At 59.3% G+C, this 23746-nt stretch carries 11 protein-coding genes and 8 pseudogenes; 13 read left to right on the forward strand and 6 right to left on the reverse strand.

What is annotated here, in order from left to right; all coding sequences use genetic code 11:
- Positions 1 to 42: 42 nt before the first annotated feature.
- Both OVA00_RS08240 and OVA00_RS08245 read right to left on the reverse strand, forming a co-directional pair.
- Positions 43 to 414 (reverse strand): hypothetical protein, encoded by a 372-nt coding sequence (locus tag OVA00_RS08240; protein ID WP_268088582.1) that lies wholly within the window; start codon positions 412 to 414, stop codon positions 43 to 45.
- Entirely contained in the window at positions 407 to 1213 is an 807-nt protein-coding gene (locus OVA00_RS08245; protein ID WP_268088583.1) for a MipA/OmpV family protein, read from the reverse strand. Before OVA00_RS08245 ends, OVA00_RS08240 begins: the two co-directional genes overlap by 8 nt.
- 474 nt (positions 1214 to 1687) lie before the next feature.
- Between OVA00_RS08245 and OVA00_RS08250 the strand changes: the two genes are divergently transcribed.
- Together OVA00_RS08250 and OVA00_RS08255 are read left to right on the forward strand one after the other, a co-directional pair.
- Entirely contained in the window at positions 1688 to 2545 is an 858-nt protein-coding gene (locus OVA00_RS08250) for a hypothetical protein (protein WP_268088584.1), read from the forward strand.
- A gap of 209 nt (positions 2546 to 2754) precedes the next feature.
- Positions 2755 to 3372 carry a DsbA family protein gene (locus OVA00_RS08255; RefSeq protein WP_268088585.1) on the forward strand — a complete coding sequence of 206 codons (618 nt, stop codon included), beginning with the start codon at positions 2755 to 2757 and terminating at the stop codon, positions 3370 to 3372.
- A gap of 1210 nt (positions 3373 to 4582) precedes the next feature.
- Here the strand turns inward: OVA00_RS08255 and OVA00_RS39970 are convergent.
- Both OVA00_RS39970 and OVA00_RS08270 read right to left on the reverse strand, forming a co-directional pair.
- A pseudogene (locus OVA00_RS39970) lies at positions 4583 to 7091 on the reverse strand (DUF2339 domain-containing protein).
- A 1161-nt stretch (positions 7092 to 8252) separates the two neighbouring features.
- Positions 8253 to 9524: an IS256 family transposase gene (locus OVA00_RS08270; RefSeq protein WP_268088860.1), complete on the reverse strand. Its 1272-nt coding sequence runs from the start codon at positions 9522 to 9524 to the stop codon at positions 8253 to 8255.
- 1020 nt (positions 9525 to 10544) lie between these two features.
- Here OVA00_RS08270 and OVA00_RS39975 point away from each other — a divergent pair.
- The 5 genes and pseudogenes from OVA00_RS39975 (at position 10545) to OVA00_RS08295 (ending at position 14898) form a co-directional block, all read left to right on the forward strand.
- A pseudogene (locus OVA00_RS39975) lies at positions 10545 to 10975 on the forward strand (ParB N-terminal domain-containing protein).
- Positions 10972 to 12343, forward strand: a pseudogene (locus tag OVA00_RS08275) (Y4yA family PLP-dependent enzyme). The pseudogenes OVA00_RS39975 and OVA00_RS08275 overlap by 4 nt, the downstream one beginning before the upstream one ends.
- Positions 12344 to 13355, forward strand: a pseudogene (locus OVA00_RS08280) (PLP-dependent cysteine synthase family protein).
- Positions 13352 to 14476: pseudogene (locus OVA00_RS08290) on the forward strand (NAD/NADP octopine/nopaline dehydrogenase family protein). The pseudogenes OVA00_RS08280 and OVA00_RS08290 overlap by 4 nt, the downstream one beginning before the upstream one ends.
- An 11-nt stretch (positions 14477 to 14487) precedes the next feature.
- The gene (locus OVA00_RS08295) at positions 14488 to 14898 is read left to right on the forward strand and encodes a hypothetical protein (protein WP_268088589.1); all 411 of its coding nucleotides are present in this window, start codon (positions 14488 to 14490) and stop codon (positions 14896 to 14898) included.
- A 17-nt stretch (positions 14899 to 14915) separates the two neighbouring features.
- Here the strand turns inward: OVA00_RS08295 and OVA00_RS08300 are convergent.
- Positions 14916 to 16054 (reverse strand): IS3 family transposase gene (locus OVA00_RS08300; protein WP_192445889.1). Its coding sequence is split into 2 segments (ribosomal slippage): positions 14916 to 15796 and positions 15796 to 16054, totalling 1140 coding nucleotides; the frame shifts between segments, so codons are not numbered across the junction.
- 86 nt (positions 16055 to 16140) lie between these two features.
- Here OVA00_RS08300 and OVA00_RS08305 point away from each other — a divergent pair.
- Positions 16141 to 17679: pseudogene (locus OVA00_RS08305) on the forward strand (IucA/IucC family protein); the annotation flags it as partial.
- Here the strand turns inward: OVA00_RS08305 and OVA00_RS08310 are convergent.
- A pseudogene (locus tag OVA00_RS08310) lies at positions 17598 to 18868 on the reverse strand (IS256 family transposase). The pseudogenes OVA00_RS08305 and OVA00_RS08310 overlap by 82 nt on opposite strands.
- 123 nt (positions 18869 to 18991) lie before the next feature.
- On the opposite strand from OVA00_RS08310, the gene OVA00_RS08315 reads away from it, so the two are divergent.
- The 5 genes and pseudogenes from OVA00_RS08315 to OVA00_RS08335 form a co-directional block, all read left to right on the forward strand.
- Positions 18992 to 19999 (forward strand): hypothetical protein, encoded by a 1008-nt coding sequence (locus OVA00_RS08315; protein ID WP_268088590.1) that lies wholly within the window; start codon positions 18992 to 18994, stop codon positions 19997 to 19999.
- A 144-nt stretch (positions 20000 to 20143) separates the two neighbouring features.
- Positions 20144 to 21871, forward strand: coding sequence for a hypothetical protein (locus OVA00_RS08320; protein ID WP_268088591.1), 1728 nt, complete (start codon positions 20144 to 20146; stop codon positions 21869 to 21871).
- A 22-nt stretch (positions 21872 to 21893) separates the two neighbouring features.
- Positions 21894 to 22124 carry a hypothetical protein gene (locus OVA00_RS08325; protein WP_268088592.1) on the forward strand — a complete coding sequence of 77 codons (231 nt, stop codon included), beginning with the start codon at positions 21894 to 21896 and terminating at the stop codon, positions 22122 to 22124.
- 62 nt (positions 22125 to 22186) lie between these two features.
- Complete coding sequence (locus OVA00_RS08330; RefSeq protein ID WP_268088861.1) at positions 22187 to 23458, forward strand: IS256 family transposase; 1272 nt, start codon at positions 22187 to 22189, stop codon at positions 23456 to 23458.
- Between the two features lie 40 nt (positions 23459 to 23498).
- Positions 23499 to 23738: pseudogene (locus OVA00_RS08335) on the forward strand (integrase core domain-containing protein); the annotation flags it as partial.
- Positions 23739 to 23746 lie beyond the last annotated feature (8 nt).

Raw genomic sequence — 23746 nt, forward strand, 5'->3', positions numbered from 1 at the left:
TTTAGAGAGACAACACTCCGAGGGTAGAGCGGCCCGCGGGGCTCAAGCAAATGGTTGAACAAGGCTGCAGTGGGCTTTTTGCCGCACCAGAAGTTTCCACAGGCGTGGCGGGCACGGCGCATGCGTTGGCTGCATCCTACCGCGATCTTGGGTCGGACCGGCGACTTTAGCGCAGGCGAAATTCATCGTGATCCGTCGGAACTGCGCTCCAAACTTTTGGCCGGTCCCGGCACTATTCGGCGCACCGAACGGCAAGCGGTCGCCGAAATCCGGTGCTGCCGCAAAGATCGAGCCCGCGCCCATGAACGTCCTCCTGGCTCGGCTGCGGATGCCGTCCTGGGCTTGAGTCGAGCCAAACTCCGCGAGGCAAATCGCCTTGAATTGGGGTGGGAAGGTGCCGAAGCTCTCACTCAAGAGAGAAGTCGAAACGGTAGACGGCTGACAGACCGATCGTGAGTTGGTTCGGCGAGCCTTTTTGATGTACGAGGCTACTGTCGGCGGCTACACCAACCAGATGCTTGTATTCGACAAATGCGCTCGTTTCGATTTTTGGGGTGGCTTTCCAGGTGATGGCGCCGCCGAAACCTACCGACTGCCAGCCGCTCGCGGGCGCGTATGGGGCAAGTCCGGAGCCAAGGGCCTCGCTGCCGTTTACGCCGTAATAGGCGCGGCCAAAGTCCGCCGTCGCATATGTAGCGCGCGGTCCTCCCGAAATCCGAATCTGAGGTGTCACGTCGACGAAAGCATCGACCGCAAGGTCCGCAACGATACCATGATGGCTTCGGATGCCGTGACGCAGCTCTGTTCGAGCCCGTACATTCTCGACTGGATAGAGATCGACAAAACCGCCGACTTCGCCGCCGAATTTCACCTGCGAAAGGCCTTTGAGCTCTTCGGACGTATCTTCGTCGCGACCGGTGATGAATCTGCCAATAACACCTGCTCTGACCTGGTCGTTGTCAAAAAAAGCGAAGCTGGCGCTGTCATTACGAGAGGTGAAACGAGGCCCTTGACCCTGCCGCCCAAGTGATATCACGGGGGAGAAAAGAAACTTGCGATCCTTGGCGCCCTCAAAGGCTGGACCGTGTGCGACGGATCCTCCAAGCGTTAAGGACCAATCTCCAGACCAGAAATGGGTTGCCTCCGCGGCAACCGTGATAGAAGCAGGCATCAGACCTGCGAGGCAGGCAAGTAGCCGAACCGACGGCATCATTCAGATTATCCTTTAGAAGTAAGATCAGAGCTTGGGCAAACCGCCCGCTAGATTATCGAAGTGTGCGGTTTGGGAGATAGTCCCCTCCACGAACGTTCACCATCGACCGGCTAACGGATGAGGGTCGTCCAACGCGTCTCGTCGGAATGCCCGTGCCATTGGAATCACCAGGGGGCAGCGACACGCTATGATAGACTTCTGCTAATAGCTGAATAAGGTGTTTCTCACTGGAGAAACGGGGCTGGCAACAATGTAGCGTCAGCAGCCGAGATTGCGCCTTGGTCTTTCAGGGATGGATGCACTCGTTGCCGCGTCGCTTTGCATCCCATCGGCATGCCCCCTGCATGCCCTTTGGCGCGAGGGCTCTTGAACAGCATAACAAGAAACTATTTCACTATACCCTGAGGTCAAAGCGTCTATCCGCCCGCTGATCAACCAAAGAAACCTTGCTGGATGCGAGGCGGAGAATTTTAGATGGATGGCGTCAATAATTACACGATGAGGCCGCGCGCAAATGCCATGACGCGGAGTGAGGCACAGGAAGCGCAAGCGGCTGCTAGGCGCGCTAAAGAAAAGCCGAAGCAGCCGCCGCAGCTTGAGACCATTGCGGCCAACAATGTCGCGTGCTTGACCCGCGGTCGGCCTCTTGATGAGCTTGAGATAGCGGAAACTCAGAGGCAGGCGATCAGGAATAGTCCGCAGGGACGGTTAGACTACCAAAGCGGGCAGCGGCCATCTCGCTCCGGCGCTGCGAGCAGCTCTGGGACATGCAGCCTTCCTGGCGCATCTGCTGACGGTCAAGGCGTCCCGGAAGGCGTTACTTCTGCAACTGACGCCTACTACCAAGGCTGGGACACTCAGGCGCGCTTCTTTCAACACGGGAAGGGCGCCAACATCTTTGATAAACACGGCGAGATTACAACCTCCCAGAACCAGCGGCGTTTTACTTTTTCCGACGGCAGTTACGTCGATGTAAAAACCCATGAGCCGGCACTGACAACGAGTGACGACAGCAATTTCATGGTTGCGTCTGCATTTTTTGGAGGCTCTTTCGCCGGTGTTGGAGGTCCGCTTGCTGCCGCGATTGCCGACAAGTCGCGTCCTTATGATGCTGCCTGGCAGGGCTACACGGCAGATTACTACAATGTTGACGGCACCAAGTACGGCACACAGCACTTTTATGGATGGACCAAATCCAGCGATGCATTCCATGCTGTATCTGTGGATGGCGAATATGACCCATCAGCATTCCCCAATTTTGCGGATCGTCCGGAGGATTACAGCTGGTATGGCTGGAAAACAGGGGATGCGCCGCTTCGCGACGAAACGTGAACCGCGCGTTTCTCTCGCATAAGTAACGGGCGTTCAGCAGGCGCCTGAGAGCTTGACGGACTAAAGGCAAAAAGACACCACCGCGGTGGTTCCCTGAGCGCGGGAAACGTCACATGCGAATTTCCGCGCTCCCTTTGTGAATGAATGTTCTGACGGACAAGGTCTCCACTCAAACACGGTGGACATGAAATTATGGAAGAAGGTGATCGATGCGTTCTCTGATTCTCGCGGCACTCGTGATTGCGTGCCCCACATTTTCCTCCCCTTCTTACGCCGGGGCGCCACCGGAGGCCGAAAGCGCCCATGCGATACACTTGGGCAACCAGAGCGCGACGTCGACACTCGTGGTCTACACGTCGCCGACATGTTCGCACTGTGTCGACTTTGAACGGCGCATCCTGCCTGAGCTCAAGAAGCGCTATGTTGCAGACGGCACATTGAGGATAGAGTTGAGGCCGTTCGTTCGAAACAGTGTCGACGCCGTCATCTTCATGGTGCTGGACAATGTTTCGCAGTTGCGCAAGGAGTCAGCGCTTTCCGCCTTCACCGCAAGATTTGAGGAGATCAAGCAGTCCGATCAAAAGGAAAAGATACTGCGATCTATTTCTTCCGAGGCTGGAATCGATGGTAGCGCCTTCAACAAGGCCGTTGCCGACACCGCCCTTCTGGCGGATCTAAAGGGTGCGACAGCGGAAGCGTCGAAGAAATTTGGCGTGAAGGGAACGCCGTGGTTCATTCTGGACGGGAGATCGGTGTCGTACGACGGAACGGTGGAATCGTTGTTCAAGCCGCGGCAGAAGAGCGGGACGTCTGGGGCGCACAGATGATCAGACAACGTGCCTAAGCTTCGGCCGAGGGAAAGTGGCGAACCCCAAAAATGAACTATCGCCGTGTATCTCCTCGATGGATTCGAGGAGATACTCATCGTGAGTTCGAGGGTTTTGGAGCCTGTCCAACTGAAATTTGAGCGATGAATGAGCCAATTGAACGCGTACCGCCTGCCGACCTTGTCGGCGAGCGGACGTCTTATGGCGGACTGGCGCTTACGGACCGGCTGCGGATACCCAGTCGCCCAGACGAGGGAGCCGAGTCCGCCAGAGACGTGCGCGGCCGAGCTTCACACGGGCGATCGTTTCGATCGAGTTGCGGCCGGTCGTGCCGATTGCGTTCTCTGTCGATAAATCAAGCCCTTATTGAGCTATTAGATTGGATCCATGCTAGCGAACTGGAGCCGCCTCCTAGGCGGTCAGGGGTCATTCAGGTGAGTTCGGCCATCATTCCTCCTCAATGTCGAACCGGCTGAATGACCCCATCAGAGCAAAATTCCTCTCGGTCCTGGTGTTGCCGATGCCCCTGAATAGGGGCACTACTTGATGGGCACTGTTCGGGGGGGCATGCTGGATTTGAGGCTCGGCTACTGTCTTGCGAACCTGCAATACGAAAGTCTTGCGTTGTCCTGTCGTTTAGACCGCTACGTGGGCTTCATTAGAATGGCGAGCGAGCTCAATCGTTTGGCATGGCGATTTGATAGATATCCCAGTTCTCGTCTTGCCGCTCGATCCTGACATAGTGGTCTTGGACAGCCGTCTTGGCCTGCGAGGCCATCAAGCTGGTGGCAGTGGACCGCGACTTGCCAGGGGCATGTTCTTGTCAAAGCTTCTGGCCTTTCTGTGAGCGAGCTTCTCGGCGGGGAGCAGGCTGCAACACTTCACGCGTCTGATGTGAGATCCGTGACGAACCTCATAAGCCTTGCAATGTCGTCCTCAATCTGGTGTGGCTTAAATGAGCTCACGGGCGCGTTCCTGACTTTAGGCGGAGCTCTCAAGAAGACAAACGTTCTGTTTCTTGACGGATGCCTCCTAGGCAGGAAAAAGCGTGATACCTTCATCAGTTCCATTCCTTTTCAAGAGAAGAAAAAGACGGCGGAAGATCAGAAAAGGAGCCGCTTACGGCCCAGGCGTGGACGGCAGTGATCGTGCACAGTTTGGCGGTACTCCCGCCTCCAGCGTCGCGCTCCAGAAATGGAGGGAAAGCTGCCTATGTCTGACCCGTTGGGCTCGAAGCCGTTGGCGAAGCAGCGCTAATCCTTGAGAGAAGCTTCTGATAAAAGAGGCCTATGCCGATCAATACACCGCCGAGCCCAATGAAGGACAGCGCCCGTAGGAAGCCTTCGAGGCTGGGCATGTCGATCAGGAACACCTTGAGGACCGCGACAAAGACAACGACCGCCGACGCTATGCGGATGCTCTTGGCGTGGAAGCGCGACCCAACGACCAGCATGAAGACACCGAGCAGCAACCAGACCGCTGAATAGGTATAGGTTTCTCCCTGGAAGAAGCCCTTCCAGTGCGCGATACTTTCCCCCTGCCAAAGGCGGCGGACCGTGAGGCTCGACCAGGCAAAGACGAGAACGGCGCCGCTGATCGCGAGCGCGGCAATATATGGCCACGGCCGCTTGCCGCGCGCATACCGCGCAAGGCCCGCATAGCCGAGGCCCGGGAGCAAGTATCCGATAAGCAGCAGGTCGAAGAACGGTATCCGTCCCAGGAGTTCTGCGCTAAAATAGGGGTTAAGCCCAAAGAGATGCGTCGAAAGCACCGACAGCATTGAGAGAACGCCGAGCCCCATGCCACCATAGCGGAACACTGGACTTGGAGACTTCATGTCGAATGTCATGAAGATTGCCGAAGCGCCGATCGCAAGCAGCGTATAGATAGACTGTTCGCCAAGCGTCGGCACGGAGCTATCGAGCACGCCGCCGTTCATCGCATGTCGCACGAGGATTGCGACGGTGAGCAGCACGAAGAGGCTGGCCATCGCCTGGAGAAAATTGCGCGCACGTAGATCCGGCCAGGAACGCAGAGCGTAAGCGGAGGCTGAGAGGAGCGCGGCCGGTATGCCATATCTTGGGAAAAGTGCGTTGAACACCGGCATAGTGCCGAGATCGGCGGCGCCGACAATTGTCGGTTCCCACGCGATCCGTCCAAGAACAACCTCGGCCGCGGCGCAGGTCATCCAAGGCAAGATTGGCCATCTGCGGATGCGCGTTGCGAGCGCATAGGTCGATCCGAGGACGGCAGTCGCAAGCGTTGTGACCAGCCCGTTGGTGAGCGCGTGAAGAGCGAGAACGAAGAAGGCAAGTGAGCCGGCCACCAGCAATCCGGCGGCCTTGTCGCACGCCTTTGCTAATGCGTGGTCCCGGTAGATCCACTCGGCAAGGCCGAACAACGCGACACCCGCCACGAGCGAGAACAGTCCGTGCGGCAGGTCGAAGAGATAATTGCCAGTCATCAGGAACGACATGGCTGTCAGCGCGACCGCACCAGCCGCGGCAATGCCAGCCCAAAGGATGGAGTACTGTGGATGGTCGGTGAGACGGCGTGACAGAACGCCCCCCCGAGCAAAACGAAGAGCGCAGAAAGGACACCAAAGCCAGGACCGTCGCGACAATCGCGGCCGACAAGGAGATTGCCGCATGCGGCGGCTTGAACAGGTCCCTCCATGGTCCGCAGACCGCTCCGGCGGGCGACGTCGCTTCGGCTGCCCCAAGCACCTCGGGTGGCTCGAGCGCAGGTTGCCGCTCGGAGACGCCCGGCCAGATCAGTCCGATACCGACGATCATGACGAGCAACGCGCAAGTGACGGGCCTTGCCTCGAAAGGAGAGATGGCTGCGACATAGGCGAGGCCCCAAAGCCCGATGCCGACATTGGCAAGCGTCGGGACCACCGTCCATGTCCGCAACCGCGACGCAAGGAGGGTCGCTAGCCAGACAACCGACAGGAACCCGAAATGCAACCAGGGGCGCGCGTAGTTGCTTGAGACAAGCAGTGGCGTCGTCATCGACGCAAGCAAGCCGAGCCCGGCGAGCGCCTGTCCGTGCAAGAGCGACAACCCGACGGTCGCAAGCGAAATTGTGGCCAAAAGCAAGAAAGTTGGCGCGGTTGTGATATAGTCATAAACGGCGTGAGCGACATAGGCGACGCCAAACAGAGTGAGGGCGCCGGCGGCCGATAGAATGCCCGGGACCATTGCGCTCTGGAACTCATTGGCAATAGCCGGCACGGCCCGCCTGCGAATGATGTCGCCAGCGACCAACAGCAAGAGCCCGAACAGAGCGGCGAGCGTCAAGCGCACGGCCGGGCTTAGAAGGCCGGCGTCGATCGAATATTTGACCATGAAAGTACCGCCAAGCGCTAACGCGATACCGCCGACCCATACGGCCCAGCGTGCACCGAGGCGGCTTTCCAGGCTTTCGGCCTGACGTGGCTCGGTCGTGTGCGGCTCCGGCGTTTCGGCGCTGGGATCGATGGCCTCGTGGCCCGCGATGGCTTTCTCCGCTTTTCCGATGATCAGCGGCTCCACTGGTGATCCAGGTACAGGTGCGCCTGTCGTTTCTTCTTCCTGGACGCTCGACGAGGTCTTGAGGCGATCGATCTCGACCTTCAGCGCTGCAAGCTCTGTGTTAAGCCGCTTTGCCGTTTTACGGCTGCGGGATGACGCCGAAAGAGCCAGGATAAAGGCAACGAAGGCAAAGATCTCGAACATATGTTTTCCTGCCGACCACCCACGCGAAGCTTAACCGCGCGGATGTTTGCGCGGTTTCACTCCTTAGACCGAAAGGAAGCCTATAAGGATATAACTGGAATATAGCGCAGACAGGCCGGGCGTATTTGGGCGGGCCCAAGAAGGAGCGTCGCGCAAATGGTGTCCGAGTAGCCCGGATGAGAAAGTGCGCTCGATATCCTCCGTCACACCCGCTTCGGCCGGAGATGCAGGTACGTTCGAAGCGCGTCCAGGAAGGCTGCTGGTTCAGATAGTAACCGTTCCTGCACGCAAGGGTTCGACGTCTCGCTACGAGCGCCAACACCCTTTCACCTTTCCGCAAGCAGAAGCGATTGATCGGCAAGGCAAAGTCCGTCGGACTTTGCCACAAAGTAGCCGATGTGGGGACCTTATGGTCGTTGCTGCGAAGAAAATGGGGAGTGCCTACCGGCAATCTGGCCTACATGATGGGTCCGGCAGGGGCGGATGGTCGATCGTGGTCACGATCGGCGCGTCTGGCGCGTTCAGTTGATCGCCTAGCCTGGTGAAGGCCCGCCTTTTGCAGTGGGCGAGCTGGCGGAAACGTCTTGGGTGACGATATACGCTATCGAACCCTTCCAGATAGAACCATCTCATTGGTGCGCCTGTGTAAGGAGTGGCGAACGCCGATCGTCATGGGTTGCGGTGAAGAAGGCGCCGCCTCTGGCTTATTCAATTATTAGTCGCGATCCGTGTTCGTCGATTGCAGCCGCGCGTGACTTGCGCGCGTGCCCGGGCGCTATCGCCGATTGAACATGAGCGCATCTGGCAAAAGGTCACCTTCTAGGCCATCGCGTGTGATGCTGCTCACTTGCTCGGCGAAGGGTAAGCGTGGATATCGGGCGTTCAACAATCGTTGCGACAAACTCCGAGGATATTGTCTCTCATGAGGCCTTGGTTGTTCAGGCAGATGGGTGGGCAACCGGCGTAGCCCGCCATGAGTGCAGGGTCTCAAGTTTGTGTTTTTGCGTTGTCGTCTGATGTGCATGGCAAGCGGCCGGTTCCGCATCGGCCAGTCGCCATCGGATCAACCAATCGCCGCTCCGTGATGCGTGGATGCGATCTTGCTAACGCATTTCAGCTTGCGGCTGAAGAGCTATGGCGGGAAATGGGTGACGAGGCCGATCAGGCGGCGCGATGGTCAGGGGTCGTCGTTTCGGCGACACCGTCGGTGAATTTGACGCCGGCGATGACCTTTGGCAACTGATTTTCGCCCTTCAGCCGGCGCCAGGTTTTGGCGGCGCTCATGACGAGCTTGAAGACCATGAGCCGTGCTGTGTTGTGGGACAGGCCTCCCTTGGTTCGCACCGTGCGGTGCCTGACGGTGGCGAAGACGCTTTCGATCGGGTTCGAGGTGCGCAGATGGTCCCAGTGTTCGGCCGGGAAGTCGAAGACGGTCAGCAATGCCTCGTGGTCCTTCGTCAGGCAGTTGACGGCCTTGGGATATTTGGCCTTGTATTTGTCGACGAAGACGGCGATCGCGACCTCGGCGGTTGCCCGATCCGGGGCATCGCGGACCTCCCTGAGATCGGCCTTCATGTTCGGCTGCACCGACTTCGGCACCTTGTTGAGGATGTTGAGGAGCTTGTGTTGCCAGCACCGTTGATGGCGGGTCGAAGGGAATATCTCCTCCAGCGCCTTCCAGAAGCCGAGCGCGCCGTCGCCCACGGCAATTTCTGGCGCAATCGAAAGCCCGCGGGCCTTCAGCCCGACGAGCAGCTCGCGCCAGCTCTGGGTGCTTTCGCGCACGCCGACTTGAAAGCCGACAAGTTCCTTCTTGCCTTCCGGCGTCGCGCCGATGACGACCAGCATGCAAGCGGCATCGTCCTCCATGCGTGCCTGAAGATAGACCCCGTCGGCCCAGATGTAGACGTAGCGGCGGGCTGACAGGTCGCGGCGTTGCCAGCGATCATAGTCGGCCTGCCACTCCTCCTTCAGCCGGCCAATCACCGAGGGGGACAGGTTCGGTGCGTCCTTGCCGAGTAAGGCGGCAAGCGCCTCCTGGAAATCGCCGGTCGAGATGCCGCGCAGGTAAAGGACCGGCAGCAGAGCGTCGAGGCTCTTCGTGCGTCGTGCCCACTTCGGCAGGATCGCCGACGTGAAGGTGATGCGATCCTCGCCGCAAGTCTCCAAAGCCCGGTCGCGCAGCTTGACGCGGCGCACCGCAACCGGACCGATCCCCGTCTGGATCGTTCTTTCAGGCCCATGGCCGTGCCGCACCACCCGGTCCCGCCCATCGCTCAGGCGTTCGCTGGCCATGGCCGCAAGAAACGCCTCGGCTTCCGCCTCCACGGCCTGTGCCAGAAGCCGGCGCGCGCCTTCGCGTAGAACCGATGTCAGGGGATCATCGAGCGTCTCGGGATGCGGAAAGGAAACAACAGTGCTATCTGTCTTCATGGCGTATCGCTCTTTCATGAGGTTCTGGCAGGCTTGTCACCCGCCTCGATACGCCGCCCTCATCAAGCCGTCATCACCCAGTTTCCGTCATAGCTCGCGGCTGAAGAGGGAAGGGCGCAGGTCGGTTGTCCTCTGGGTGGAAGACGTCGAGGACTTTAGCGCTTCTTTGCCGATAAGCTATTGTATTCCTATGGTATCTATATGACCTCTCCCTCCTAGAGGTCGAAGTGCTTGGCCGGTGTCCTTGGACCCCGGCCTTTTTTATGGTCAATGGAGCTTACGGACTTTGAGTTGTCCTGGTTGGTCCAATGAACCGGGTTGCCGGCGGTGAGTTTCAATTACACGGGGAACCTCTCCGGCTTAAGACCCATCGCCGTCCAACATCGCCTAGGAAGGCGGCTGAGGCTTTCGGATGAGAGCGGCGAAGTCCCAAAGGGGCACCCACTTGGTCAAGTCGGTCTCCGGTGCGTGATTTTGTTCTCGTGTACCCGCCAGCCACCCAACGAAACGGCGCAGATGCAGATGAAGGGATGACGCTATCGACGAGCCGGGTGCGTCCTTCGTGGACGTCCCGCTGCTTTAGATCTTGGCGGAATGGATCGCCAGAGCCTTCGCAAATGCGCACGCACCACACAGCCGTGTTAGAAGGCGTTCGTCCTGGCGTGAACGCCGTTAATCAGGGGGCGAACCCATGGGATGGCTGCACGGCCAATCAGAGCTACAGGCGCCAGAAAAGTCGGAAGTTCGGGCCTATGGAAGGTAAGACGCGTCGATCTCCGATAAACATGTGCCTGACCGACGGAGCTTTTTGCAGCTGGTGATCTTGAAAGGCGCGCCGACGGTCTTGAACGGAAGCTCGGCTCAGCTGAACCAGGCGACGGTCACCGTCGGCCCTCCGATCCGTGGTTCTGCTCCTTATTGCGCCATTAGCCAAAACCTATGGTAACGGCCCTCCGTCGCTATCTTGAGCTTCATACTCAAGATACGAGCGCCAAGAAACCTAGCGTGAGGCCAGACCGCATGGAATATTGCCTTCTCTCACCAGCACACTGATACCAACAGAAGAGGTGGACCACGACAGCGTAGACGCGTTGCAGGCGAAGATCTTGAAAGCGCGCAGATGGACGACGCCGATAACGGTCGAAAGGGACGCGCTGTTCGTTATGGACGGCCATCACCGTCTAACAGTCGCTCACCGCCTCCGCCTTGCAGCAGTGCCGGTCGTCCTTCTCGACTACAGTTCCGTGCGGGTTGAGAGCTGGCGTCCCGGCGAAGCGATAACTCCCGCTGCAATCTTCGAGATGGCGCGCAGCGGCCGCAAATTTCCCTATAAGACGACGCGCCACATCTTTGACAGCGGACTGCCGCGATGCAATGTGCCGCTCGAGCGCCTGTTCGGATGCGCTCCTGTGCAGGCAACGTTGGCCCCTGCTGCGGAGGCTGGCAGATGACGTTGCATGGCCACAAAAACGCCGCCGGCTTGCCGCCCATTTTGCGCCCTGCGGTCAAAGAGTTGCTCGAAAAAAACGGCTCCGTCCTTTTTGATTGGGTCGCCCGCCACGGCTCGCCACTCAATCTCATCTGGAAGGACGCTTTGAAGGACAATCTTGCGGCGCTGCAAGAGGTGCTGACGGAACACCGCGTCAAGCACGCGATTTATTACGGGGTGAAAGTCAACAAATCACCCGGGCTCATGCGGGCAGCGCTTGACGCAGGGGCTGGGCTCGACGTCTCCAGCCTTTACGAACTGCGCGATGCGCTCAGACTTGGGGCTAACGGCGCGAGGCTGGTTGCAACGGGGCCGGCCAAGACGCGCGCGTTTCATCAAGAACTGCTCGACTGCAATGCGCTGATATCGATCGATTCTCCGGAAGAACTGCAGGACTTGATCGCCTTGTTGCCCGCAAATGTCGGGCCGCAGCCGGTCCTGCTGCGGCTTAAGCCGCAGGACCAGAAAAAGAGCCGCTTCGGAATGTCGGCCCAAGCCGTCATCCATTGCCTGGCTCTGCTTGCCGGCGAAAGCCGACTGCGCTTCGATGGACTGCATTTCCATCTCAGTGGCTATAGCTGGCAGACCCGTCTTGCCGCGCTGAACGAGGCCGCAGACCTTATTGCCGAAGCTCGGCGCTTGGGGCTTTCGCCGACGATGATCGACATTGGTGGGGGATTGCCCATTCAGTATGTCGACGGGGCTGCCTACCAGGCGTATCTGGCACGACAGATACGGCAGGACTACCGTACCGAAACGGTGCCCGGTTCGTTCTACCCTTATGGGTGCTCTTTCTGCTGCCGCTTGGATGAGCGAATTGGTGCAGGCCCGGATGGGCGACGGTCGCACCGTCCTATCGTATCTCGAGCAGGAGCGTTTGACCCTGGCAATGGAGCCTGGAAGGGCCCTTGCGGATCAGGCCGCCGTGAGCATCTTCCGGACATTGCGGGTGAAGGCGTTGGGGCCGGATACGCACGTCATTTTTGTTGAAGGCAGCAGCTTCAGCGCCTGCGAAACCTGGTTTTCCTCCGAGTTTCTGGTCGATCCCATTCTTGTGCCGGCTTCACAGACCACCACTCAGTCGCAGCCTATCCGCGCCTATCTGGCCGGCCACAGCTGCTTGGACGAAGACATTCTCAGCAACCGATGGCTGACCTATCCGTCTGCGCCGGTGGTCGGAGACCTTCTGGTCTTCGCCAATACCGGCGGCTACCAGATGGATCTTCTCGAAAACGAGTTCCATCGCCATCCCATGCCCTCCCGTCTCTGCGTCATTGAGGACGCGCATGGGCGGTCCACACTTGTTCCCGATATAATTGGAGAGGTTTAGATGCTACATACGACCGTAACGCAGCTGATCGGCCAGACGCCGGTCATGTCGATCGTCGTACCGGACCGCAACGCCACCCTGGTCCTCAAGATCGAGAAGAACAACCCTGGCGGTTCGATGAAGGATCGCATGGCGCGCAGCATGGTGGTGGCCGCGCTGAACGACGGGCGGCTCGCGCCCGGCGGGACAATCGTCGAATCCTCTTCCGGCAACACCGGCACCGGCCTGGCGCTTGCAGCGTTAGAGTTCGGACTGAGTTTTATCGCCGTGGTCGATCACCATGCAGCACCCGACAAGATCCGAATGATGCGAGCCCTTGGGGCCGAAATTCGCTATGTCGAGGGCGATTTTCGTGAGGATGAGGTCGCCGTCGTCGAACGGCAGCGTCTGGCCGCGCAACTTGGGGCGCAACTCCCCGGCGCCCTGTTCATGAACCAGTCCGACAACCCGGCCAATCCGGAAGGCTACGCAGCACTCGTCGACGAACTGCTTGTTCAACTTCCCGGTGGCATCGACGCGTTTGTCGGTTGCGTCGGCACTGGCGGATCGATGACCGGTATCGCACAGCGGTTGAAGCACCACAGTCCAGCGGTGCGCACGATCGCTGTCGAGCCGGCCGGGTCAATCGTTTTCGGGCAAGCCGGGCCACGCCTATTTCCAATCCGGCACGGGTACGCCTGCCGGCGACGAAGTCGGCAAGGTCCTCGACTACGGCTGCATTGACGAAGGCGTGCAGGTCACAGATCCACAAGCCTTCGAAACCGCGCGCTACATTGCCCGGCGAAAAGGCTTGCTCGTTGGCGGCTCGACTGGCGGCGCCATCTTCAAGTCCTTGGAATACATCGTCGCAGGCAAGCTCACGGGCACGGTTGTGACCACCGTTGCCGATGGCGGCGAAAAATACCTGGGCACGATCTTCGACGATGAATGGATGGCGGAGCGTCGCTTGCTCGATCCAGCAATTGCGGAACAGTTGGATGCATGGCTCGTTAAAACGGCGCGCGTCGCATGAAGGTGTGCATTTGTGGTGCGGGCCGCACCGGCCAACTGAATGCGGTGCTCTTCAAACAGGTCCCCGGTATCGAGGTTTCCGTTCTGACCGCCTCCCAACCGGTTGCGGAAAGGTGGAAGCGCGGCGACGCTCTTTGGCAGGCAGTAACCCGAGACGATCGGGTTTTGAACGCCAGGCCCGACTATGTCGGGACGGAACCGGTCCTGGCCCTTGCAAAGGCTGACATCGTGATCATAACGCAGCCGGCCCAGGTGCGTCCTGCGTTACTGCGTCATATCGCGTTGCATCTAGCGAAAGACCGAACCGTTTTTGTCGGCGCCATTCCCGGGTTCTGCGGTTTCGATTGGCTGGCGGAAAAGGCCTTCGTTGGGCAGGACAATGTGGTGATATGGGGTTTGAAGGACGTACCCCATATTGCATTCGATCTGGATGCCGGCAAGCGCGTGCGCATGGGGGGCGCCAAGGCCGAGCTTTTTGCTGCGCTTCATCGTCGTGAAAATGGTGAGAGCGGCGTCGCGCTCGCTTCGATGCTCAACCGTCTCTATGAGGCGCCGGTCACGTTGCTAAACGATTATCTTGAGATCACGTTGACGCCGGGCAACGCCCTTATGCACCCTGCCGTGCTCTATTCGCTCATCGGGCCCGGCGCTCCCTTCGAGACCGCGCCGTTTGATCGGCCGCTGTGCTGGTGGAGCGATTGCCCGCAGGCAGGCGCCGAACTCCTGGAGGCGTGCGATGCGAAAACCAGGCGATCCGGCGGGCATGTGAGACGCGCCTCGGCATCGATCTCTCCTCCGTTAAACCACTTCAGCAGGAACTGATCGAGGCCTATGGCGATTCGAACCATGTATACGCTGCTGCGCACAAATCGCGCCTACGCGGACATTCGTGCGCCGCTCGTTGTCAACCCACATGGGCCCGGGCTCGTTATCGACCGCGATAGCCGTGCGTTTCACGAGGATATCGCTTTCGGGCAGAAGCTGCTGATCTTGATGGCGGAACGGCTTGGTGTACCGGCTCCAGCGATCGCCAAGACCTATCGCTGGGCCTGCGACTATCACGGTGGGCTGGCCGGGGACGCACCTGAGTATGTGCCAAACAAATGGCCGGAGGCAGTCTGATGGACACGAGAATGACGCCCACAGTTGATCACGGCAGCGCCGATGATCCAGACTTCCGGGCAAACGCTTCTTGCAACGCGATCAACCGTCTTATCCGTTGCCTCTTTGCCGAGGGCCTCATCGATCCCGCCGGTTTGCAATGGGCAGCCGACGGCCACCATGCTCGCTTGCCGCTTTTGCCGTCCAACCGCGTACTCTATTTTAGCGACCTTTACCGCGCGCCTGCCGGGACCTTTCAAAACCGTGGACCGGTCGAGGTGTTGGACGACGACGGGACGCTAAAGCCTATCGAGGATCCGGCGCAATTGATGGGGGCGGTTGCCTCGTCCCTGACGATCGCCCCAACTTCCGAGGGATTGGAGCTCTTGCTCCGCGATGAGAGCTGGCTCGGTTTGTCTGAACAGTTTCGGGCGTTTTGCTAAGTGGATTTCCGCCTCGATTATGCTGCCGCCATCATCGGTGTCAGCGCGTTGAAGTAAGCCTGATCCGGCGTCTGCCGGTCAAGGGATGAATGTGGGCGTCGGGTGTTGTAAAAGGACAGATATCGAGCGATGCCAACGCGGGCCTCGGACACGGTTTTGTAGGCGTGGAGGTAGACCTCCTCGTATTTGATCGACCGCCAGAGCCGCTCGACGAAGACATTGTCCCGCCACGCGCCCTTGCCGTCCATCGAGATGGCGATCTCAGCCTTCTTCAGCACGGCAGTGAAGTCGACGGAGGTGAACTGCGAGCCCTGATCCGTATTGAAGATGTCGGGCTTTCCATACCGAGCAAGTGCTTCCTCGACCGCTTCGATGCAAAAGGCCGTCTCCATCGTGATCGACAGCCGCCACGACAGAACCCTCCGGCTGAACCAGTCCACGACAGCGCAGAGATAGACAAAGCCGCGCGCCATCGGAATATAGGTCAGGTCCATCGCCCAGACCTGATTGGGCCTGGTGACCGCCAGCTTTCGCAGGAGATAGGGATAGACCTTGTGACCTGGTGCCGGTTTCGAGGTGTTCGGGCGACGGTAGATCGCCTCGATGCCCATCTTCTTCATCAGCGTGGCGACGTGCAACCGTCCCGCTTGCAGTCCTTCCGCCTTCAAAAGCCCTTGCAACATCCGGCTCCCGGCAAACGGGTAGTCGAGATGTAGTTCGTCGATCCGGCGCATCAACGCCAGATCGCCGTCCGACACTGGACGCGGAGAATAATAGACGCTGCCACGACTGAAGCCGAGAAGCTTCGCCTGGCGCACGACCGACAGTCTGTGCGTGCGGTCGATCATTTCTTTCCGCCCAGCAATCCCGCCTTGCCGAGCGCACCGGACAAAAAATCGTTCTCCAGCGTCAGCTCGCCGATCTTGGCGTGTAGTGTTTTGACATCGACTGTGGGTGTCGTCGGTTCTGTCTTGGCTTCATCGCCGAAAACGCCCGTCGCCCCCTCAAGGAGCTGGTCTTTCCACTGCTTGATCTGATTGGCGTGCACGTCGAACTGCTGGGACAGTTCCACCAGCGTCTGTTCGCCTCTGATCGCGGCAAGCGCCACTTTCGCCTTGAAAGCCGGGCTGTGGTTCCGGCGCGGTCGTCTCGTCATGGTCTCTCCTGTTTCCGGCATCTATGCCAAAGTCAGGCAGAAATTCCACTTATCCCCGCTGTTCAAATTTCCCGAGCCAGCTCTATGTGCACAACAGTGTCGACAATGACATTTTTGCCCGCCGTCACCGCGATGTCTGGAGTGCGGAGTTCCGCCGAAAGATGGCCGAAACGGATGCACCAGGTTTCCTTGCCCATCTCGAACAGACCTTGCAGCCGCATTTGGCAGCGATGACCCTTGACCAGTGGGGCGCCCTTGAAGGCCATCCTTTCTACCCGACATGGAAAGCCAAGCCCGACCTGGTGGAAAAGGACGTGGAGGCGCTATCGCCGGAGTTCGGCGCACGCGTGCCTCTGCGCATCGCCGCACTTCGCAGCGACTGGGCCTATGTCGAGAAAATGCCCCATGTCGAAAGCTATTCAGACTGGTTCTCCAGGCATTTTCCAGAGCTTTGGCATCAGTGGGAAGAGGGTCTGAAACTGCGGGGGAAGTCGCCGGACGACTGGCTACCCTTGCCGATCCATCTCTGGCACCTCCAGAATTTCGTGCGGCGTGAATTCGCGCCAGAGATCCAAGCGGGTGTACTCGACCTGGAAGGCCCTGAAATCGTCACCTTGCCGGCCATGTCGTTCCGTACGATGCTACCTGAGTGCGACACACCGAGACCTTTCATCAAGCTGCCGGTGGCAATCTGGCTGACGAGCGAGCAGCGAACGCTGCAGGCAAAGTCCGTTCACATGGGACCGCGCCTGAGCGCACTCATTTCCGAAATCCTGTCCAAGGAGGACGATGTTAGAGGCCGATTGGAGATCTTCACCGAAGAGCTAGGCGCGATCCTGCATCATCCGCAGACGGGTGACGAACATGCCGGACGTTTTCTTTCAGTGGTCTATCGCAACTGCGATCCACTCGCGCGGGCCGACGGCCTTTTGCCTGTGACCGTTGCGGCGCTACTGACGGCAAGCCCTGCCGACGGCCGTGCGCTTGTTTGCGAGCTGATTGCAAGGAGTGGCGGTGAGCAAGAAACAGCGGTCGCTGCATTCTTCCGCTCCTATGTGCGCACCGTCATCCGTCCGACGCTGGCCATGTATCTCCTTTACGGAATCGCCTTTGAGGCGCACCAGCAAAACAGCACGATCCTTTTTGACCATAGCGGCCTTCCACAGAAACTTCTGATCCGCGACTTCGGCGACGGTCGCAGCTTCGCGCCGCTCTTTAAGGAGCGCGGCTACGCGCTGAAGCCGTTCAGCCGCAAGGGCATCCTGCCGACCACGTTCGACGACGACATCAGTCTCGTGCGCTCTTTTGTCATAGATGCGTGCTTCGTCTGCCACCTGCACGAGATCGCGCTCTGCCTCACTCAGGAGTATTCGCTCGCGGGCGACGGCCTGTGGCAGATTTTGCGAGAAGAGACGGAAATTGCGTTTGAGGCGCTGAGGCCGCGTATGCTGTCGGATGCGTTCTGGATCGAAGAGCGCGAAGCTTTCCTCGAACGGCCCTGGCCGACGCGCGAGCTATGGCGGGAAATGGGTGACGAGGCCGATCAGGCGGCGCGATGGTCAGGGGTCGTCGTTTCGGCGACACCGTCGGTGAATTTGACGCCGGCGATGACCTTTGGCAACTGATTTTCGCCCTTCAGCCGGCGCCAGGTTTTGGCGGCGCTCATGACGAGCTTGAAGACCATGAGCCGTGCTGTGTTGTGGGACAGGCCTCCCTTGGTTCGCACCGTGCGGTGCCTGACGGTGGCGAAGACGCTTTCGATCGGGTTCGAGGTGCGCAGATGGTCCCAGTGTTCGGCCGGGAAGTCGAAGAAGGTCAGCAATGCCTCGTGGTCCTTCGTCAGGCAGTTGACGGCCTTGGGATATTTGGCCTTGTATTTGTCGACGAAGACGGCGATCGCGACCTCGGCGGTTGCCCGATCCGGGGCATCGCGGACCTCCCTGAGATCGGCCTTCATGTTCGGCTGCACCGACTTCGGCACCTTGTTGAGGATGTTGAGGAGCTTGTGTTGCCAGCACCGTTGATGGCGGGTCGAAGGGAATATCTCCTCCAGCGCCTTCCAGAAGCCGAGCGCGCCGTCGCCCACGGCAATTTCTGGCGCAATCGAAGCCCGCGGGCCTTCAGCCCGACGAGGAGCTCGCGCCAGCTCTGGGTGCTTTCGCGCACGCCGACTTGAAAGCCGACAAGTTCCTTCTTGCCTTCCGGCGTCGCGCCGATGACGACCAGCATGCAAGCGGCATCGTCCTCCATGCGTGCCTGAAGATAGACCCCGTCGGCCCAGATGTAGACGTAGCGGCGGGCTGACAGGTCGCGGCGTTGCCAGCGATCATAGTCGGCCTGCCACTCCTCCTTCAGCCGGCCAATCACCGAGGGGGACAGGTTCGGTGCGTCCTTGCCGAGTAAGGCGGCAAGCGCCTCCTGGAAATCGCCGGTCGAGATGCCGCGCAGGTAAAGGACCGGCAGCAGAGCGTCGAGGCTCTTCGTGCGTCGTGCCCACTTCGGCAGGATCGCCGACGTGAAGGTGATGCGATCCTCGCCGCAAGTCTCCAAAGCCCGGTCGCGCAGCTTGACGCGGCGCACCGCAACCGGACCGATCCCCGTCTGGATCGTTCTTTCAGGCCCATGGCCGTGCCGCACCACCCGGTCCCGCCCATCGCTCAGGCGTTCGCTGGCCATGGCCGCAAGAAACGCCTCGGCTTCCGCCTCCACGGCCTGTGCCAGAAGCCGGCGCGCGCCTTCGCGTAGAACCGATGTCAGGGGATCATCGAGCGTCTCGGGATGCGGAAAGGAAACAACAGTGCTATCTGTCTTCATGGCGTATCGCTCTTTCATGAGGTTCTGGCAGGCTTGTCACCCGCCTCGATACGCCGCCCTCATCAAACCGTCATCACCCAGTTTCCGTCATAGCTCGCCGTTTCAGAACTCAAAGCGCAGCTGATGCGCTGGCAGGCCCATAAAGTTGCGATTAAAACGGCTATATATAATTTGTCGAGACCAGATCTTGTGACAAAGCCAAAAGGAAGCGGCTTTCAAACGTCTGCCTCCCAAAAAGAAAAGGTTCTTCGTGACGAATTGTTCAATCTTGAAAAAGCTGACTCTAAAGCAAGGAAGGCGTTGAAGGAAATTCTTCAAGATTCGGTAGATCTTGGCGCCTTCGCGAACGCGGCGAACCCCTCGAACGGGACAGCTGTGGATCGCAAGATCGAGCAGGCCTACCAGGCCTTCTTTGCCGGCGCCCGGGACTTGAGTGCGAACGATACGGTCGCCACCAAGAACTTTGGCGACGTCAACATCGTCGATGCCCTGCTTTATTTCGACGACAAAAGCGATCTGTTTAGCCTGACAGACAATTCCATGCCGCAAGACAAGCGTGCAGCCTATCAAGCCGCGCTGTCATCGGATGCGCTGAAGGAATTGCGCAGTACCGTGCACTATCTCGCCACCCGGCCAGGTGCCGAAGGCGGCCTGCTGGATCTGCACCAGCAACGGATGCAGGAGACCCCGGATCTCCGCCTCAAGAAATTCTCGACAAACAATTATATCCAGAAAGAACTCAACAAGATTGACCCGACGGTCAATGTCAGAACCAAATTCTCCGGCTATCAGATCAGCGAGCACTTCAACCATAAAAAATTGGATCTGGGTCCTTCCGCCCTTTTGCCAGCGGCCGCGAGCGCCAGCGACGATATCGAGAAGTTCCGCCGCAACCTGGCGGACCTATTGCCTGACGAACCAACGGAATTGTTGGCCGACGATGACCGGTTCGATCCCGTCTTTTCCTCAAAGACGGATTGGCACGACCATCCCTTCGGCGCCGATACGGCTGAGCTGCCAAGGACCTACTCCTATCGGGCCCGGGACGGCAAAGTCTATCTCTACAATTTGAACGCTCAGTCCAAGCATCCAAACGACGAGCCCAAGATATTGAGCCTCGACGCGCCGTGAGCAACGCAGGAGTACAAATGGAAAGAAGGGGAGAACGGCAGGGCCTGGGCGGACAGCGACAGCAAGAAGATATTCGACTATCTCGGTTCGGAGCTTGCCGGCACCAATAGGGACAATGTCATCATCCTGCCAGTGAGAAAACAGGTGGCGGCGGCCGAGATCGCCAAGAACCGTGAGCAGGTTGTTTTCCCTCAGAGCCTGGACGACGACACCTTCCGAAGCATCTTGCGCCTGGATCAGACCCCGCAGCATTCCAAGGATGTCGACGGCTTCTTCCAGCGACAGAACACCGGTTTGACGGGCCAGCTTTCTCAAACGCTGGACGAGCTACCCTACTTTACCATGATCAAGGCCGGCGCTGCCCTGACGGAAGGCGAAGAGATGGCCATTCGCCAGGACCTCTTTGAGTTTGTCGGCGGGAACAATGCCGGTATGCAAAGAGGCGGCATGCCTGGACTGCAGGTCACAAATCCCGACCTGCTCTATTTGCCGACAAGCAACAGCAATCACCATCGCGGCACGCTGATCAACCTGTCGAGCAAGGAGATCGTCGCGATCCCGAACGGCTCGGCAGACAGGGTACGGCTGTTTTCGACCGACGAGTTCCGGCAGTTCATAAACCCCTCGCCTAAAGATCGCGACAGCATCAAGGATGCGTTCGAGAAGAACGAGAACCTGAACGATTTGAGAAAATATTCTGAAGGGCTCAACAAGCGATATTATCTACTAAACAGCAATATATTTGCTGGAGAAGCGCTTCAGAAACTAAAAGATAAGAGTGCGGGCGAAATACAGAATAGTGTTGCCACCTATATGAACTCGGTGGCGGCCGGTATCGTCGACCCGAGCGATCAGGATGCCGAATACATCAGAAACATTATCAACGTACTTGATCAGAATGGCGGCTCCTACGATTCGTTTGCCGATGTCCCCAGCAAAAGTGTAAGCACACTCGATGATCTCAAACGCACAAAGGACAATCCGGTCCTTGGCGATTGGCAGGACCGTCTCAAAGACGACTGGGACTACGAGGTAAAATCAGATTCGGAGCAATGGTGGCTGGACGCTGCGCAGCAATGGGGCCCGTCGTTGCGCTGGGCAGGCTATGCCTTGTCCGCAGGTCTGTCCCTGGTGCCGGGCGTGGGCATCACAGGATCGGTTCTCATCGGTGTCGCCATGAATGCGGTGACAGATCTGAGTGTCGATGCCGCGACCTTGGTCAACACCGATGATGCCCGACAAAGAGAGCAACTGATGGACGAGATGTTCACCAAGTTCTCAGCGTCGCTGACAGCCGATGTGGCTCTGGGCGGCTTGGGCAAGGGGGCGAGTGCCGCCATGTCCCTGTTCCAGCCGACCATGGCCAAGGTGCTGAGCATAGCCGCGGCAAAGTCTGGCAAGTCCGTGGGCGATGCCGCCGCGTCGTTGACGTCGTTTGCGGCCAAGCATGCTGCCGCGCCAGCCTTGCCCGGGCTCAGTCAGAAGATCCGCCAGGCGATAACGCAGTTCGGTCAGAACTATGCCTGGATGGCGACGCAGGGCGAACTGGGGACCCTGTTGTCCACCTGTGCCGCCACCGAACTTGGTGAGAATGCCCAGTCGTTCTGGGGCCAGGTGGCGACACAGGTGCTGGCAGGAGCGCTCACCGGCGGTGTTCGAGGCGCCGCACAAGAGGCCGGGCAGGCGCGAAGAACCTATCAGCAGCTGAAAGCCCAGGCCAAACAGCGTCCAGCAGCTGGGCCTGTCGGCCGACATTGTTCAAAAGGCCGAGGCGGCGATCGATCAGCTTGCTGCAGGCCAGGTGATGCAAACGCTTCGCCGACAGGGCCTGGTCGTGTCCGGAGACGAGAACGGCTTCACGAGCGTAAGTGATGGCAGGGCTGCGCCAAAGGCCTTGCAATCGATCCGTGGCGAAGTTCGCCAGCTCCTGAGTGGCATGCGGCGTGAGGATCTGGGCGATGGCTTTACCCCGAAGCTGGTCAAGCAATGGCAAAAGGAGATGGCAAGAGCAAAAGGTGCTTCAGGGGATCTGGTGCGCGAGATCACGACCAAGCTCAATTCTCTTCAAAGAGGAGAGCCGGAATCCCCCAAGAGCTATGACGGAAACTGGGTGATGACGGTTTGATGAGGGCGGCGTATCGAGGCGGGTGACAAGCCTGCCAGAACCTCATGAAAGAGCGATACGCCATGAAGACAGATAGCACTGTTGTTTCCTTTCCGCATCCCGAGACGCTCGATGATCCCCTGACATCGGTTCTACGCGAAGGCGCGCGCCGGCTTCTGGCACAGGCCGTGGAGGCGGAAGCCGAGGCGTTTCTTGCGGCCATGGCCAGCGAACGCCTGAGCGATGGGCGGGACCGGGTGGTGCGGCACGGCCATGGGCCTGAAAGAACGATCCAGACGGGGATCGGTCCGGTTGCGGTGCGCCGCGTCAAGCTGCGCGACCGGGCTTTGGAGACTTGCCGCGAGGATCGCATCACCTTCACGTCGGCGATCCTGCCGAAGTGGGCACGACGCACGAAGAGCCTCGACGCTCTGCTGCCGGTCCTTTACCTGCGCGGCATCTCGACCGGCGATTTCCAGGAGGCGCTTGCCGCCTTACTCGGCAAGGACGCACCGAACCTGTCACCCTCGGTGATTGGCCGGCTGAAGGAGGAGTGGCAGGCCGACTATGATCGCTGGCAACGCCGCGACCTGTCAGCCCGCCGCTACGTCTACATCTGGGCCGACGGGGTCTATCTTCAGGCACGCATGGAGGACGATGCCGCTTGCATGCTGGTCGTCATCGGCGCGACGCCGGAAGGCAAGAAGGAACTTGTCGGCTTTCAAGTCGGCGTGCGCGAAAGCACCCAGAGCTGGCGCGAGCTGCTCGTCGGGCTGAAGGCCCGCGGGCTTTCGATTGCGCCAGAAATTGCCGTGGGCGACGGCGCGCTCGGCTTCTGGAAGGCGCTGGAGGAGATATTCCCTTCGACCCGCCATCAACGGTGCTGCCAACACAAGCTCCTCAACATCCTCAACAAGGTGCCGAAGTCGGTGCAGCCGAACATGAAGGCCGATCTCAGGGAGGTCCGCGATGCCCCGGATCGGGCAACCGCCGAGGTCGCGATCGCCGTCTTCGTCGACAAATACAAGGCCAAATATCCCAAGGCCGTCAACTGCCTGACGAAGGACCCCGAGGCATTGCTGACCTTCTTCGACTTCCCGGCCGAACACTGGGACCATCTGCGCACCTCGAACCCGATCGAAAGCGTCTTCGCCACCGTCAGGCACCGCACGGTGCGAACCAAGGGAGGCCTGTCCCACAACACAGCACGGCTCATGGTCTTCAAGCTCGTCATGAGCGCCACCAAAACCTGGCGCCGGCTGAAGGGCGAAAATCAGTTGCCAAAGGTCATCGCCGGCGTCAAATTCACCGACGGTGTCGCCGAAACGACGACCCCTGACCATCGCGCCGCCTGATCGGCCTCGTCACCCATTTCCCGCCATAGCTCGCCACAAGATCAAGATCAGCATGGACGGCAAGGGTGCCTGGCGGGACAATGTCTTCGTCGAGCGGCTGTGGCGGTCGGTGAAATACGAAGAGGTCTACCTCAAGGCCTACGACAGCGTCCGCCAGGCCCGTGCATCGATCGGAAAGTATCTCGACTTCTACAATCAGAGACGGCCACATTCGAGCCTTGACGGCAAGACACCGGATGAGGCCTACTTAACCCCGACACCGCTGCCCGAAGCGGCTTAACCACAGGC

The organism is Ensifer sp. SL37 (genome assembly GCF_026672675.1).
Taxonomy (GTDB): Bacteria; Pseudomonadota; Alphaproteobacteria; order Rhizobiales; family Rhizobiaceae; genus Ensifer; species Ensifer adhaerens.